Here is a 14,328-nt window from a genome sequence, read left to right on the forward strand (position 1 = left end):
GTCCAGACTGGCGCAGCACCTACCGCCTGATCCACACCTGATAGTTCCCCGAGCCAGCTGCCAGCACAAACTTGGTTCGCAGCGTCTCAATGGCCTTCTCCGAGAGCCCGTAGTCGGCCTGGGGTGCGCCGACCACCGCCGCCTGGGCGTTGTTGAGTTGACTTTCCTGCAGCTCTTGGGCTGAGACGCCGGCGCCCATGGCGGGTCGCGCACCATTCGTGGAGAGTTCTTCAACCATCCTGGTGCCGAAAACATCCACAATGGAACCACAACCATGGCGCATCGACCGGGACAATGAATCGCTCACAATACCCATGTACGCATAGGTGGAGAACACGCAGTCGTAGGGCGCCGCGGCTGCCACCAAGTCTGCCCCAACAACCCCCGGCAGGGGTTGCGGTTCCAACACGAAACCGCGCACTCCCACCGGAACCAGCACGGCCAACCCGAGTGCCGCCATCACGGCACCGGGCGCGCGGGCCTTCCACCCGGACCTGCGGCCCTGTGACGCTTGCCGCCGCGACAGGGCCTCGGCACAGGCACCCACCGACACACCGAGGCAGAGTGCCAGGTACGGGGCAGCAAAATTAGGGTAGTGGTCAAAGAAGCTGGCTGAAGCAAGCAGAGCACAAACAACTACCGAAGCCAGCATGGCCCACCAGAATTCCTCCCCCCATTCTCGGGGCTTGCGGCCCCCGGAGAGTCCCACAGCAGCCGCGGCAACTATGCACAGAACAGCCACAGCGCCCAACAGGAACAGCACCCACGGTGCGCCGTGATTGCCGGCAAAGTCGCCGAGCCGATGCACCAGGCCCTTGGCCGTGCCATCCGTTCGTGCCACTTGCGCCAGAATCACATCGGTGAACATTGCACCAGGGGCCAGAATGAAGAACGGCCCCATGACAACAAGGCACGTCGCAGCTCCCGCCACCAGGAAGCGCTGCAACAGCCGTGGTCCGCAACGTACAGCCACCATGACGGCCACGACGAGGATGGGCAGGATCGCCCACAGCTTGAAGCACAAGGCCAGGCCCAGAAATATTGCGGCAACCGTGACGGCCCGGCGAGGCGCTTGGCGATAATCTCGCAGGGCAAGCAACGCCGCCAAAACACACGCACCAAGAACCGGCGAAAGCATGATGGAACGCTCGGCAATCGTGGCAATCGAACCCACGGCATATATGCCCGCCCCGGCTATGACTGCCGGGTGCCCCCATCGTCGCAAGAGGATACCCAGCATCAGGGTGTTCAAGGTTCCTAGCAAGGCAAAGAACACCCTGGCTGCGGCAACGCCAGCCGGGTCTGTGGCCAACTGGCCTATCAGCGCGAAGGGCAGCATGAGCACCGCAATGCCCGGAGGGTGTACCAAGACGTAGTCCCGATATGGCAGGGATCCTGCCAGCAGGTGCACACCAGCAGCATAGTGAACGCCGTCGTCGTAACCCCTGAACCCACCCAAGGTGCCCGATTCAAGCAGCGGCAGCAGCCGGGTGAGAAACGCCACAGCACCCAGGGCGCCAATGAGCAGTCCCGGCACGAACCGGGCGTTGAAACGGTAAATGGCCACTTTGTTCCTTCTGCGTCAGCGCTGGCGAGACTCCGTTTAGGGGTGGGTGGTGAGCTCGGCCGCCACTTGGCGGGCGCGGGCCTGCCACGTGTTGTCCGCACGAAGGCCCATGGCTGTCTGTGTCACGGTGGCAATTTTCTCCGGGTGCTCGGCGAGATCATCAAGGAGCCGCGTCAGCGACGGCGCATCGAACGGGACGGCCCAACCGTTGCCATGACTGGCCACGAACTGGGCCACATTGGTTCCTTGGTTGACGATGACGGGTTTGCCGAATCCAATGTACTCAGCAAACTTGATCGGTGCGGCAAAGGAACGGTAAATGCTGGGTTCAATGAAGAGCATGCAGATATCCGCCTGCTGGTAATACGGTATGAGGTCTTCGCCGTTCTTGTGGACCACCTGGATCCGATCATTGAGCAATTCCCGGTAGCCCGCCGCGTTTTCTTCCCATTCCTCTTCCCTGGTACAAATGGTCAGGCAGGCATTCTTGGACGCCGCGACGGCACGCACGCAGTCGTGCATGTTGTAGTAACTGCCAACCCCTCCCACGTAAAACAAGTGGATGCCATCCTTGGGTGTCGCCGGCACGTCAACAATCTCCCCGCCTGGCGGCAGGGCGGCGTGCCGCCCTGCCGGGACGTGCGGAACAAATTTGCCCATGTCCAGCGACGGCAGATAAAGCTTGTCAACGGCGAACTTATAGGCCAAAAGGTCCAGATTGTAGAGGGCACGGGTGGCAGTGTGAACCAGCGGGTTAAGCCGTTCCTTGTACTCGGGGAAGCGCCAGTAAACATCCCGGTAAAACAAACCAACTTTGATGCCGTGCTTGCGAGCGTACCGTAAGAATCCAACATCCATGAGCGGGCGGCGCGGCAAATGGTCGGCATCCGTCAGCGCTGTGGGCATGGTGTGGCTCTCCGAGTACAGGAAGTCAAAACGCTCCCCCGCGGCAATGCGCCGCTTCAGTGCCCTGATCAGTGCACGCCTCTCCCCCGATTCACCGGAGACCAGCTCCACGTCGTAGCCAACAGCCTTGAACGCCTCAAGCATGCGCACAGGGCGCAGCCCGCTTCCTGTCTTGGCGTGGGGATTCAACGGGTACGGTACGTGATAGATCATGCTGGCCATGGATTGAACTTTCTGAAACTGATGGTGGTGGCGGGGCTCCACCACGGTGTGAGAGTCGGGGAATTGCAGGGTCAGCCACCGACGACTGTTTGCTTCGAATCGGCTTGATGGTCAAAGCGGTGTCCCACCCAAAGCGCCATTGCTGTGAAGACCACCAAAATTGCGGCCATGGCCAAAGAAACAATCGAAAGATTGGTGACGATGTCGCCCTTGAGGAAAAACAGCAGCGACAACGGCACGGCAGTGTAGACCAGGGCATGGGCAAGCATCAGGTGCTGCGTTTCGGTAACAACAAATATTGTGGAGATCGGGGAGGTAATGAGGCTCATGAAAAGCCATGGCACCAGTGCCTGGGCGATGAGTCCCGCATCAGTCCACTGCTCCCCCAGCACAACGGGGAACGCCCACGGGGACAGCCAGTAAATCAGTGCGAACGGAACTACCCCCAGGATGGCAGAACGGAACACGGAGGATTTGGCGAATGCAAACATTGATCCGCGTTCCATGACTGCCAGTCTTTGAAAGAATACCTGGGCAAGTGCACCGTTGATCAGTCCCAGCGGCACTTCCAAAAGTTTCCAGGCCATGTAAAACTGTCCCAACAGGGACTGTGAATACACGACGCCAATAATCAGGTTGATGCCGTTGGTTCGAAGGGCGTCCACCAGGGCATTGGGGCCGTTGAGCAGGGGCATCTTGCGGTAGCGGCTGAAGAGTGAAGCAATGCTCTCCTGGGATTCGTCCAATCCGCTGCGAACGTCTCGGCCCTTGTGCCGCAGCGTCAACAGGGCAGCGCCCTGACCCACCAGGGTGCCGCCAATGAGACCGCCGACTCCTCCGAACTTGCCCAGGGCAAACGCCAGCTGAGCCAGGGCGGTCCCGCCACTTTGCAAGACCCTGTTGATGCCGATGGCCTTGTAGTCGCTGCGGCGGTTGAGCCAGTACGTCAAGGCTGAGATCTCGGCGAGGGTAAAAATACTCAATCCCACAAGCCACAACCACGGTGCCAGCTCAGGCTTGCCCATGGCGTCCGCTATCAGGGGTGAAGCAATCCCACATACCAGGGTTGCCCCAATGCTGACGGCAACGATCAGCCGGGTGACTCCCCTCTTGAGGACCTTGGCATCGGCGTCGTGCTTGGGCAGCATGATGGCCATGTCGTAGCGGAGGGCCGCAACAACCGTGACGGTGGCCACCAGGGACGAGTACAGGGAGAACAGCCCGTAGGCCTCCGGCGAGTAGAGCCTTGACAGCACCGGAGTCAGCGCGAGCATCAGAAGCTGCGCTGCGGCTGTTCCGCTTAGGAGCGTGAGTATGTGGCGCAGAAATTCGCTTCTGCGCCATCGAGCAACCCTGCCCCCATCAATGCCGCTCACGTGGACGTCGACACCGCAGCAACGCGCAACACTTCGGTGGCTGCCAGTCGTCCGGAGGCCTGCAATGATGCATTGTCCAGGACCCAGTTGCTTCGATGCCCGCTATCAGCATCGGGGGTCTGCAGGAGTGCATTCATGGCCTCGGCAACGTCTGCCACCGTGTAGGGCGCGGCAATGCCAAGCCGCTGCTCCGCCACCAGGGCGGCCCCGTCGCCCTGGCCTGCAAAGATCACCGGGGTGCCACACCCGGCAGCCGCGTAGATTTTGGTGGGCTTGGCAAAGTCATAGCCTTGGCCGGGTTTGATGCTGACCAGCGCGCCCGCAGCCCCGCGAATCCACGCGGCGGCTTCCGTCGGTGGCACCACCCCACCAAAATGGACGGCTCCCGGGACCAGCCGCTCGGCCAGCCCCTTGAGGTTCTCTTCGTCGGTGCCCTGCCCAAAGAAGCGGATCTGAGCATTCGGGTGCGTGCTGCGAATTTCGCGGAGGGCCTCGATGAAAATGCCTGCCCCCTGCCACTCGCTCATGGTTCCTGTGTAGACAAAATAAGGATTGCTCGCCGTGGCGCGGCTGCCCTGCGGACCAAAGACAGAGGTGTCCACGCCGTTGCCCACCACCTTGATGCGCTGCGCGGGCACTTTGAACTTGGCTACCTGCACAGCCACGGGGTCTGAGACGGCCAGGACAGTGGCGGCCCTTCGGAGCACGGATCCTTCCACCATGCCCATGGCTTTTTTGACGGCGTTTGGCACGTCCATGGCGGACATCGCCTCGCTCCAGACGTCTGCTGCATAGTAAACGAACGGTCGACGGCGCAACGCCGCGGACACCGCTACAGCCACCCCGGTGGTGGGAGGCGGCTCGGAGACAATCACGTCGGCGCGGGTCAGGAGCAAGCGGAAGAAAACGGGGATGTCGAAGCTCAGATACTGCACATAGCCACGCACATACCCGCCCGGATCACGCAGCACAGGCCATCGGCTGAGCTTATAGGAGGGTTTGAAGATGGGGCCCCCGGCCGGAAGCCTGGTGGTCAGCACTGTGACCTCGGCGCCTTGCTCCACGAGGCCGTCCACGAGGGCCCTCAACCGGAACGCCGCCGCCCCCACTTCGGGCGCAAAGAGCCGTGTGGTGACAATAACTCGAAGCGGTTTTGCTTGTGCCACTAGCTCTGGATCCTTTCGGCTTGTCCGGTGCGGGCAGACTTCAGCACAGCCTCGGCCACGATCAGCGTGTCCTGCCCCTGCGCCATGGTCACGATGTCATTGCGCAACCCCAGGACTGCATCACGGAAGGCCTCGTGTTCGGTGCGCAGAGGTTCGGGTTTGGCGATGGCCAATCTGGTGACATTGCCTTCCGAAACGCCCCGGAACGCCCCAATGGAGTCCCATTCGGTGGCTACGGTGCCGTTCTCATAGAATGTGAGGTCTGCCGTGAGTGTATTGGCCACGAAGGCGCCCTTTTCACCGGTGACTATTGTCAGGCGTTCTTTCATCGGGGACAGCCAGTTGACCAGGTGGTTGGTGATGACACCATTGGCCAATTTGCCCGTTACGGACACCATGTCTTCATCCGGCCGCCCGCTCCGGGTTGAGGTCTGGGCAAATACTGATTCATAGCGGCTTTGGGCCAGCCAGGCCGTCAGGTCGATGTCGTGTGTGCCAAGGTCCTTGACCACTCCGACGTCGGCAATCCGGGCCGGGAAGGGGCCCTGCCTGCGGGTGGCGATCTGGTAGACCTCCCCGAGATCGCCGTCGGCAATTCGCTGACGCAACGACTGCAAGGCGGGGTTGAACCGTTCAATATGTCCCACTGCGCCCACGAGTCCCTTGGCGGCAAACGCTTCAACGAGGCTCCGGCCAGCCGGTGCACTGGCAGCGATGGGCTTCTCCACCAGAGTATGGATGCCGGCCTCGGCCAAGGCCAGGCCAACTTCCTCATGCATGCCCGTGGGAACGGCCGCAACCGCCATGTCTATGCCGGCTGCGATGAGCTCCTCGACGCCGCCCAAGACGGTCAGGTCCCTGGCCACGCCGTGGGGATCACCATGCGCGTCAGCCACGGCGACCAAGTCCAAGCCTTCCACTTCACGAATGACGCGCCCGTGGTGGCGGCCCATCATGCCCAGGCCGATGAGTCCTACCCGAAGATTGGCCATGCTCAGGCACCCGCCTTGGTGATGGTGTTCACTGCTGTGACAATTCGTTCAAGGTCATTGCGGGTCAATGACGGATGAACTGGCAAGGAAAGTACTTCCTTGGCGGCGATCTCCGTGTTGGGCAGGTCCTCGGTGCGGTTGAACGAGGGCAGCCGGTGGTTGGGTACCGGATAGTACACACCGGAACCAATGTTGAACTCCGACCGCAGACGGGCGTGCATCTCATCCCGGCCCTCAGCCACGCGAATGGTGTACTGGTGGTAGACGTGCTCGGCACCCTGGGCAACTTTGGGTGTACCTACACCCTCAAGGTTGGCCGTCAGGAACGCGGCGTTGTCCTGGCGTTGCTTGGTCCAGCCCATGACCTTGGTCAACTGGACCCTGCCGATGGAGGCATGCAGGTCAGTCATGCGGTTGTTGAAACCAACCAGCTCGTTTTCGTACTGCGTTTCCATGCCTTGGTTGCGCAGCAGGCGAAGGTTTCGCTCCACCAGGGCGTCCGACGTCGAAACCATGCCACCTTCTCCAGAGGTCATGTTCTTGGTGGGGTACAGGCTGAACATGCCGAATTTGCCGAACGTTCCAACCTTTTTGCCGTTGACTGCGGCACCATGGGCCTGGGCAGCGTCCTCGTACAGGTCGATTCCGTGCTTGTCCGCCAAGGCCGCAAAAGCCTCGGCCGCGAAAGGGTGTCCATACAGGTGGACCGGCATGATGCCCTTGGTCTTCTCAGTGATCAGGGACTCCACATGGGCCACGTCCAGTGCGTAGTAATCCAACTCAATGTCGGCAAACACCGGGGTGGCCCCCGTGAGCGCAACCGAATTGCCTGTTGCGGCAAAGGTGAATGACGGCACAATGACCTCATCCCCTGGACCAACCCCACAAGCCAGCAAACCCAGGTGCAGGCCGGAGGTGCCGGAGTTGACGGCGACGCTGGCGCGGCCGTCAAGGAGGACCTCGGAGAATTCACTCTCAAAGCTGGCCACCTGCTGGCCCTGAGCCAACATGCCTGAGGCCATGACAGCATCAACCGCTGCCCGCTCCTGGTCACCAATAATGGGTTTTGCTGCCGGAATAAAGTCCTGGCTCATGCGCTGTCCTCAGCCTCTTTCAGGGAGTTTGAATCTTCAACATACTTGGCTCCGGTTTCCGGGCACACCCATAAAACGCCTTCGGCATTCAGCGGGAAGCCGGCCTTGCCCACCCAGCCCAGCCGCCGTGCCGGAACGCCAACCATCAAGGCAAATGCCGGGACGTCACGAGTCACCACGGAACCAGCTGCGATGGTGGCCCAACGGCCAATGGTCAGCGGGGCAACACAGACTGCCCGGGCACCGATGGATGCACCGTCCTCAATGGTGACCCCAACAGCTGTCCAATCGTCGGCACCCTTCGGCGCTCCTTCGGGGGTGACGGCCCGCGGGTAGGTGTCGTTGGTGAGGACTACCGCGGGGCCAATGAAAACACCCTTGCCCAAAACCGCTGGCTCATAAACCAAGGCATAATTTTGGATCTTCGAATTTTCGCCTATGTGCACGCCGGGTCCCACATACGCACCCCTGCCTACAATGCAGTTCGCCCCCAGCACGGCGCCCTCACGGACCTGGGCCAGATGCCAAACCTTGGTTCCGTCACCCAGGCTGGCCTGTTCCGCCACGTCGGCGCTAGCTGCTACGTATGTCATGCCGTTGTTTCCTCTCGCTGCGCACTAGATCCCTCTGAAGTGGCTTGTTTGCCATTATCCCAGCTAACCGCCCGCACCCCGGACACGGGCATACACGGCAGAGAACTTGTCCGCGATCACCCGTGGCGCATATCGGCTCGCAATGGTGCCCGAGATGGTCGCCGGAGAAACCTGCGAGAACTTTGCCAGCGCGTCGTGGATGCCTGCAGCAAAGTCTTCTGCCGAATCCCCTGCGACCAGGACGCTGTTGCGTACAGTGAGAAAATCACGCACGGCTGGCAGATCCGTGACGATCGCGGGCAGTCCGGCAGCGACGGCCTCGGCAGCCGAGACACAAAACGTTTCGTGGCTGCTGGGCAAAATAAATAGATCCGCGGCCCGCAGCGCCGCACTGACCTGGTCGGGTGCCACGAGACCGGTAATGGTGAATTTTCCGCCCAGATTGGCAGCTGCCGCAGCTGACTCAAGTTCCGCTCGCAACGGCCCATCACCCACCAAGGTCAGTGTGGCATCCATTCCGCCTGCTCGCACAAGTCGCAGCGCTTCCAACGCCAGCATGGGGCGTTTGCGCGCGATAAGCCCACCGACTCCGACGAGGCGAGGGGCGCCGTCGGGCATTCCTTGGCGGGTGGCCAGCGCATCCGGACCCTGGACCACATTGGGGACAACTTCCACCCTCCCGCCGCGTGCAAAACGGCTCAGTTGATCGGCCTGGGCGGCGCTCACGGCTGTCACCGCATCGGGTAGTTTCAAGACATACCTCAGTGGCGAAAAAACCACCCACAGCTTGGAAACGCTGGCTGGATTGGCCATGCCACTCCAGTGTTCGGTGTGCACCCAGCGGGTCCGCTTGAACGCCTGAACAGGGGCCGCAATCACGGCGGAGCTGAAAGCCATGGTGTGCAGCACGTCCGTCTGCCTCAGCGCAGCCCACAACTGCCGCGCCATCGCCAGATATCCCAGCGGCCTGCGCGGGGACAGCGGAATCCGGGTGACGGGCACCGCGCCGTAGTTCTCCGAAATCACATCGCCTGAACCGCCCAGGCGGACGTGAATAACCCGCACATCGTGCTGGGCCGCAATGGCTTGAACGTGTTTGAGATTGAAGGGCGCCGTGGCCTGGTTCTCGGAGTCCGGAAACCAGGTGGTGAAGACAAGAACACGCACGTTTTTAGTTACGCCTTGCCAATGACACGGTAGGTAACGCCGTCCCACTTCTCTGCCGTGCTGACGCGCCGGCCATCGATGAACGCCTTCACCCCGGGCAAATCTGCCGGTGTCAGCTCACGGTATTCGCTGTGGTCTGCCTGGACCACGGCTGCATCCACGGCTTCGCCGAAATGGTAGGGCAGGAACCCGAGCTTTTCCAGTTCCGCGTCCGTGTACAGGGGATCGTGCACCAATGCCGTGCCGCCACGGCGTTTGATCGACTCGACCGCGTCAAAGACACCCGAGAATGCCGTTTCCTTGACCCCTCCGCGGTAGGCGGCCCCGAGGACGACGACGCGTGCCCCGGTCAGGTCACCAAACGCACCTTCCAGCAGGCCAATAGTGTAATCCGGCATGTCAGCGTTGGCCGCGCGTGCTGCGCGAACCACTGTTGCTTCCGGGTCATTCCACAGGTAGAGGCGTGGGTAGACGGGGATGCAGTGCCCGCCCACGGCAATGCCGGGTTGGTGGATGTGGCTGTATGGCTGTGAGTTGGAGGCGGCGATGACCTGGTAAATGTCAATGCCGGTTGTGGCTGCGAAGCGGGCAAACTGGTTGGCCAAGCCAATGTTGACGTCCCGGTAGGTGGTTTCCGCGAGCTTGGCGAGCTCGGACGCCTCGGCCGAGCCAAGGTCCCACACGCCGTTGCCGCGCACCAGATCCGGGCGCTCGTCAAAGTCAAGCACTGCCTCGTAGAACTCCACCGCTTTGGCGGCGCCGGCATCGGAGAGGCCACCCACCAGCTTGGGGTACTTGCGCAGGTCTTCAAAGACGCGGCCTGTCAACACACGCTCGGGCGAGAACACGAGGTGAAAATCCTTGCCCTCAACCAGGCCCGAGCCGGCTTCCAGGGCCGGCTTCCAGCGCGTTCGGGTGGTGCCCACGGGCAAGGTGGTTTCGTAGGCAACCAAGGTGTTCGGTGTCAGGTGCGAAGCCAGCTCGGCGGTTGCCGTGTCCATCCAGCCAAAGTCTGGGTTGGCATCCTTGTCAACAAACAATGGGACCACTAAAACCACGGCGTCAGCCCCGGGAACAGCGTCGGCGTAGTTCGTCGTCGCACGCAACTTTCCTGCAGGTACCAGCGCCGAGAGCATTTCCTGCAAGTGCGCTTCACCGGGGAACGGTTCCATGGCCTCGTTGACCAAGTCAACCACGGCTTGGTTGACGTCGACGCCAACAACCTCGTGCCCCTTGGAGGCGAACTGTACAGCCAAGGGCAGACCAATCTTTCCCAGTGCAATGACAGCAATCTTCACGTTGATGTAGCCTTTTCTTTTGAATTTGCAAGATAGCTGGTGAACCGGGGCTGCTCGTCCATTGCGGTCCCGGTCCACTTTCGATCACCGGCTCCGCTAGGAAGCGGCGTACCCGTTTGGATTGCTTTCTTGCCAGCGCCAGTGATCTGCGCACATCTGGGCCAGGCTGCGGTGTGCCGACCAGCCCAGATCTGCCAGTGCCGCCGACGGATCCGCGTAGCTGACAGCGGCATCACCGGGACGGCGAGGAGCGAATTCAAACGGGATCGGTTTGCCTGCGGCATCACCGAATGCCTGGATAACTTCCAGCACCGAGGAACCGTTCCCCGTACCCAAATTCCAGGTGAAAACTCCTGCGTGGCTGCCCAAGTATCCAAGGGCGGCCAGGTGGCCGGCAGCAAGGTCCATGACGTGGATGTAGTCGCGCACACCTGTGCCGTCCGGAGTGGGATAGTCATTACCGAAAACCATGACTTTTTCGCGGCGGCCCACGGCAACCTGTGCAACAAACGGCAGGAGGTTGTTGGGAATACCCGAGGGATCTTCACCAATCCGCCCGGATTCGTGCGCGCCCACAGGGTTGAAGTAGCGCAGCAGCGCTACCCGCCAGGTGGGATCTGAGGCACCCAAATCGCTGAGAATATCCTCGATCTGTTCCTTCGTGCGCCCATAAGGATTGGTGGCATCCAACGGCATCTTTTCGATGAGGGGGACTTCTTCGCTGGCGCCGTAGACAGTGGCGGAGGAGCTGAACACCAGTGAGCGCACGCCGTGCTTGTCCATGGAGGCCAACAGGTTCAGGGTTCCCACAATATTGTTGTGGTAGTACTTCAGCGGCTGGGCAACAGATTCCCCCACAGCTTTAAACCCGGCAAAGTGGATGACTGAATCAAAGGCGCCTGAGGCAAACAAATTGTCCACCCCGAGCGCGTCGAGCAGGTCCAGCTCAATGAATTCCGGGTGCTTGCCTGTCAGCTCTTCCACCCTGCGCAGCGACTCAGCCGATGAATTCGCCAGATTGTCCAAGACAACCACGTCATGGCCGGCTTCCAGCAGGCACAGGACCATGTGTGAACCAATGTAGCCGGCACCACCTGTGACCAAAACTTTCATGGTTTCCATTTCTACTTGGCCAAATACTCGGTGAGGCGTTGCTTCGCGGCTGCCGGGGCGAACCCTGTGGCTTTGATTTTATTCAGGTCCAGCGTGCTGTTCAGGGGCCGGGGTGCTGCCGGTTTGCCCTTGAAGTAGTCTTCCGTGCTGACTCCCGAGACAGCGTTGCGGCTGTGCCCGGTGAGTTCATACACGTCGGCGGCGATGTCGGCCCATGACTGGGGTTCGCCGTCGTTGCTGAGATTGTAGACGCCGTAGTCCGCACCGGATTCGAGCAGGTGGATGATGCCGGCGGCGATGTCTTCGGTGAAGCTCAACCGGCCAATCTGGTCATTGACGACGCCGGGCTCGATGCCGCGGGCGGCCAGGGATGCCATGGTGCGAACAAAGTTATTTCCTTCGCCGATGACCCAGCTGGTGCGCACAATGTAGTGCCGCGGGACGACCGAGACGACGGCATCGCCGGCAGCCTTGCTTTGGCCATAGACACCCAATGGTGAGAGAGCCTCGTCTTCGCCGTGGGTTTGGGCTGTGCCATCAAAGACATAGTCACTGGAAACATGCACCAAGGTGATGCCGTGGCTTGTGGCCACCTTGGCCAGGTTCGCCACAGCGGTGACGTTGATAGCCCAGGCCGCTTGGCGTCCCTCGGGTGCTTCGGCGGTGTCCACTGCCGTGTAGGCGGCGGCGTTGATGATGGTGGAGTAGTTCTTCCAGTTCCGGGCGCTGTAGGACGCCTCGGAGGCGAGGTCAAAGTCAGCCCGGGCGGCAAACTCCACATTGTTGTCGCCGTCGTAGGCAGCACGCAATGCCTTGCCCAGTTGTCCATCGGCACCCACAACAAGTGTCTTCTTCGGCGGCATGGGCGCCACATCGGCGAGGCGCGGATGCGCCTTGTCTTTGTCGGAGAGCTCAGCCTCAGCCAAAGGAATGGGCCATTCAATGGCGGCTGTCTCATCCGCCAGATTCAAGAAGGTGTACTGGCCTTGGGCGTCGGCTGACCAGTGGTCATTGACCAGGTACGTGTAGGCCGTGTTGTCTTCCAGGGTTTGGAAGGCATTGCCCACGCCGCGGGGAATGAAGATAGCTTGTGAGGGGTCCAGCTCCGCAGTGAACACAGCACCGAAGGAGTCGCCTTCACGCAGGTCAACCCAGGCACCGAAGATCTTGCCGGTGGCCACGGAAATGAACTTGTCCCACGGTTCGGCATGGATCCCGCGAGTGGTTCCAGCTTTCTCATTGAAGGAAATGTTGTTCTGGACCGGGGAAAAGTCCGGCAAGCCCAGCGCCATCATTTTCTCGCGCTGCCAGTTTTCCTTGAACCATCCCCTGTTGTCCCCATGGACGGGGAGATCGTAGAGGACAACCCCGGGAATGGTGGTGGCGGTGGCGGTCAGCGTCTTGGAGAACTCAAAAGTCATTCTTACTGGCCCTGTTCCTTGTACTTGGCTTCAGTGGCGGCCTTCTGGGGGCGCCACCATGACTCGTTGTCCCGGTACCACTTGATGGTGTCCTCGATGCCGGCATCAAAGTTGGCGAACGACGGCGTCCAGCCCAGCTCGGTGCGCAGCTTCTCGGATTCGATCGCGTACCGCAGGTCGTGCCCCGGGCGGTCGATCACGTGGTCGTAGGCATCGGCAGGCAAGCCCATGTGGGTGAGGATCAGTTCGACAACTTCCTTGTTGTTCTTCTCGCCGTCGGCACCGATCAAGTACGTCTCGCCGATACGTCCCTTTTCCAGTATTGCCAGGACGGCCGAGGAGTGGTCATTGGCGTGGATCCAGTCACGCACGTTCTCTCCCTTGCCGTAGAGCTTGGGGCGGATTCCATCGATCACATTCGTGATTTGGCGGGGAATGAACTTTTCCACGTGCTGGTAGGGGCCATAGTTGTTGGAGCAGTTGCTGATGGTGGCCTGCAAGCCGAAGGAACGCACCCAGGCTCGAACCAACAGATCCGAACCTGCTTTGGTGGAGGAGTACGGGCTCGAGGGGGCGTATGGCGTGGATTCCGTGAAACGCTGGGGATCGTCGAGCTCAAGATCACCGTAGACCTCGTCGGTGGAGATGTGGTGGAAGCGCTTGTTGTGCTTGCGGGCCGCCTCAATCAACGTGTAGGTGCCGATGATGTTGGTGTCCAGGAACGGGCGGGGATCGTGGAGCGAATTATCGTTGTGAGATTCAGCCGCGTAGTGAACCACTGCGTCAGCGGCTGCCACCAGACCATCGACCAGTTCCGCATCACAAATGTCGCCCTGCACGAACGTGAAACGATCCGCGTCCAGCCCGTCCAGTGAGGCCAGGTTGCCCGCGTAGGTGAGCTTGTCCAAAACAGTCACGTTCATGTCAGTGTTTTCAAGGACGTAGTGGACAAAGTTCGAGCCGATGAAGCCGGCGCCGCCGGTCACAATGAGATTTCGCATTGTTCCAGCTTAGCCGGACTCCATGATTCATTTCGGCTCCGATACACGGGGCGGCGCATTCGTTTAATCCCGGCCGACACGGCTGGCGGGCCTTGGGGCACGTCCGACACATCCTCGAGGCCCGCGTCACGCCCTGGCTGTTGTGATCAGCGACAACAACCAGGCCACCCAATCCTGGGATGCACTGCCGCTCGGGCAGGTTACAGTGTTCCCACCTTTGTTGCGGAGGCATATCCGTTGTTTCGCTCCACAAAGCCGGGGTAGAAGGAGAGGGCGCCGTCAGGCGTCCGGGTCATCAGGTCATTCTTGCCGTCCTTGTTCGCATCGCCGGCTCCGACGATCTGGCTGAATGCATTCCAGCCAAAATCACCAATCTTGGTGGCCCCCCTGTAGCCTTCACTGGACCCGCTGA

Annotated in this window: 12 protein-coding genes and 1 pseudogene; all 13 read right to left on the reverse strand. The window is 60.9% G+C overall.

Features of this window, described 5'->3' with window-relative positions; genetic code table 11:
• Window positions 1-19 precede the first annotated feature (19 nt).
• Window positions 20-1,567 (reverse strand): DUF2029 domain-containing protein, encoded by a 1,548-nt coding sequence (locus tag CVS28_RS06865; protein ID WP_103481071.1) that lies wholly within the window; start codon window positions 1,565-1,567, stop codon window positions 20-22.
• Window positions 1,568-1,603: 36 nt separating this feature from the next.
• On the reverse strand, window positions 1,604-2,695 hold the full coding sequence (locus CVS28_RS06870) for a glycosyltransferase family 4 protein (RefSeq protein WP_103481072.1): 1,092 nt from the start codon (window positions 2,693-2,695) through the stop codon (window positions 1,604-1,606).
• Window positions 2,696-2,766: 71 nt separating this feature from the next.
• Window positions 2,767-4,071: a lipopolysaccharide biosynthesis protein gene (locus CVS28_RS06875; protein WP_165788090.1), complete on the reverse strand. Its 1,305-nt coding sequence runs from the start codon at window positions 4,069-4,071 to the stop codon at window positions 2,767-2,769.
• Window positions 4,068-5,237, reverse strand: coding sequence for a glycosyltransferase family 4 protein (locus tag CVS28_RS06880; RefSeq protein WP_103481074.1), 1,170 nt, complete (start codon window positions 5,235-5,237; stop codon window positions 4,068-4,070). The genes CVS28_RS06875 and CVS28_RS06880 overlap by 4 nt, the downstream gene beginning before the upstream one ends.
• The gene (locus CVS28_RS06885) at window positions 5,237-6,229 is read right to left on the reverse strand and encodes a Gfo/Idh/MocA family protein (protein WP_103481075.1); all 993 of its coding nucleotides are present in this window, start codon (window positions 6,227-6,229) and stop codon (window positions 5,237-5,239) included. Before CVS28_RS06885 ends, CVS28_RS06880 begins: the two co-directional genes overlap by 1 nt.
• Window positions 6,230-6,231: 2 nt before the next feature.
• Window positions 6,232-7,323, reverse strand: a complete 1,092-nt coding sequence (locus CVS28_RS06890; protein WP_103464638.1) for a DegT/DnrJ/EryC1/StrS family aminotransferase — start codon at window positions 7,321-7,323, stop codon at window positions 6,232-6,234.
• Window positions 7,320-7,916 (reverse strand): acyltransferase, encoded by a 597-nt coding sequence (locus tag CVS28_RS06895; RefSeq protein ID WP_103481076.1) that lies wholly within the window; start codon window positions 7,914-7,916, stop codon window positions 7,320-7,322. Before CVS28_RS06895 ends, CVS28_RS06890 begins: the two co-directional genes overlap by 4 nt.
• A 63-nt stretch (window positions 7,917-7,979) precedes the next feature.
• Window positions 7,980-9,083: a glycosyltransferase gene (locus CVS28_RS06900; protein WP_165788091.1), complete on the reverse strand. Its 1,104-nt coding sequence runs from the start codon at window positions 9,081-9,083 to the stop codon at window positions 7,980-7,982.
• A gap of 8 nt (window positions 9,084-9,091) precedes the next feature.
• Window positions 9,092-10,381 carry a nucleotide sugar dehydrogenase gene (locus CVS28_RS06905; protein WP_103481078.1) on the reverse strand — a complete coding sequence of 430 codons (1,290 nt, stop codon included), beginning with the start codon at window positions 10,379-10,381 and terminating at the stop codon, window positions 9,092-9,094.
• 96 nt (window positions 10,382-10,477) lie between these two features.
• Window positions 10,478-11,494, reverse strand: a complete 1,017-nt coding sequence (galE, locus tag CVS28_RS06910; protein ID WP_103464642.1) for a UDP-glucose 4-epimerase GalE — start codon at window positions 11,492-11,494, stop codon at window positions 10,478-10,480.
• A gap of 11 nt (window positions 11,495-11,505) precedes the next feature.
• The gene (locus tag CVS28_RS06915) at window positions 11,506-12,915 is read right to left on the reverse strand and encodes a sugar nucleotide-binding protein (protein ID WP_103481079.1); all 1,410 of its coding nucleotides are present in this window, start codon (window positions 12,913-12,915) and stop codon (window positions 11,506-11,508) included.
• Window positions 12,916-12,917: 2 nt separating this feature from the next.
• Window positions 12,918-13,916 (reverse strand): dTDP-glucose 4,6-dehydratase, encoded by a 999-nt coding sequence (gene rfbB, locus CVS28_RS06920; protein WP_103464644.1) that lies wholly within the window; start codon window positions 13,914-13,916, stop codon window positions 12,918-12,920.
• A gap of 200 nt (window positions 13,917-14,116) precedes the next feature.
• A pseudogene (locus tag CVS28_RS19630) lies at window positions 14,117-14,328 on the reverse strand (FG-GAP repeat domain-containing protein); the annotation flags it as partial.

The sequence above is a fragment of the Arthrobacter glacialis genome, assembly GCF_002909415.1.
GTDB lineage: Bacteria > Actinomycetota > Actinomycetes > Actinomycetales > Micrococcaceae > Specibacter > Specibacter glacialis.

Excerpts from the sequence above, each read along its gene's own strand:
- CVS28_RS06870 (WP_103481072.1), bottom strand. The coding sequence starts at position 2,695 with ATGGCCAGCATGATCTATCACGTACCGTACCCGTTGAATCCCCACGCC.
- CVS28_RS06885 (WP_103481075.1), bottom strand. The coding sequence starts at position 6,229 with ATGGCCAATCTTCGGGTAGGACTCATCGGCCTGGGCATGATGGGCCGC.
- CVS28_RS06890 (WP_103464638.1), bottom strand. The coding sequence starts at position 7,323 with ATGAGCCAGGACTTTATTCCGGCAGCAAAACCCATTATTGGTGACCAG.
- CVS28_RS06895 (WP_103481076.1), bottom strand. The coding sequence starts at position 7,916 with ATGACATACGTAGCAGCTAGCGCCGACGTGGCGGAACAGGCCAGCCTG.
- galE (WP_103464642.1), bottom strand. The coding sequence starts at position 11,494 with ATGAAAGTTTTGGTCACAGGTGGTGCCGGCTACATTGGTTCACACATG.
- CVS28_RS06915 (WP_103481079.1), bottom strand. The coding sequence starts at position 12,915 with ATGACTTTTGAGTTCTCCAAGACGCTGACCGCCACCGCCACCACCATT.
- rfbB (WP_103464644.1), bottom strand. The coding sequence starts at position 13,916 with ATGCGAAATCTCATTGTGACCGGCGGCGCCGGCTTCATCGGCTCGAAC.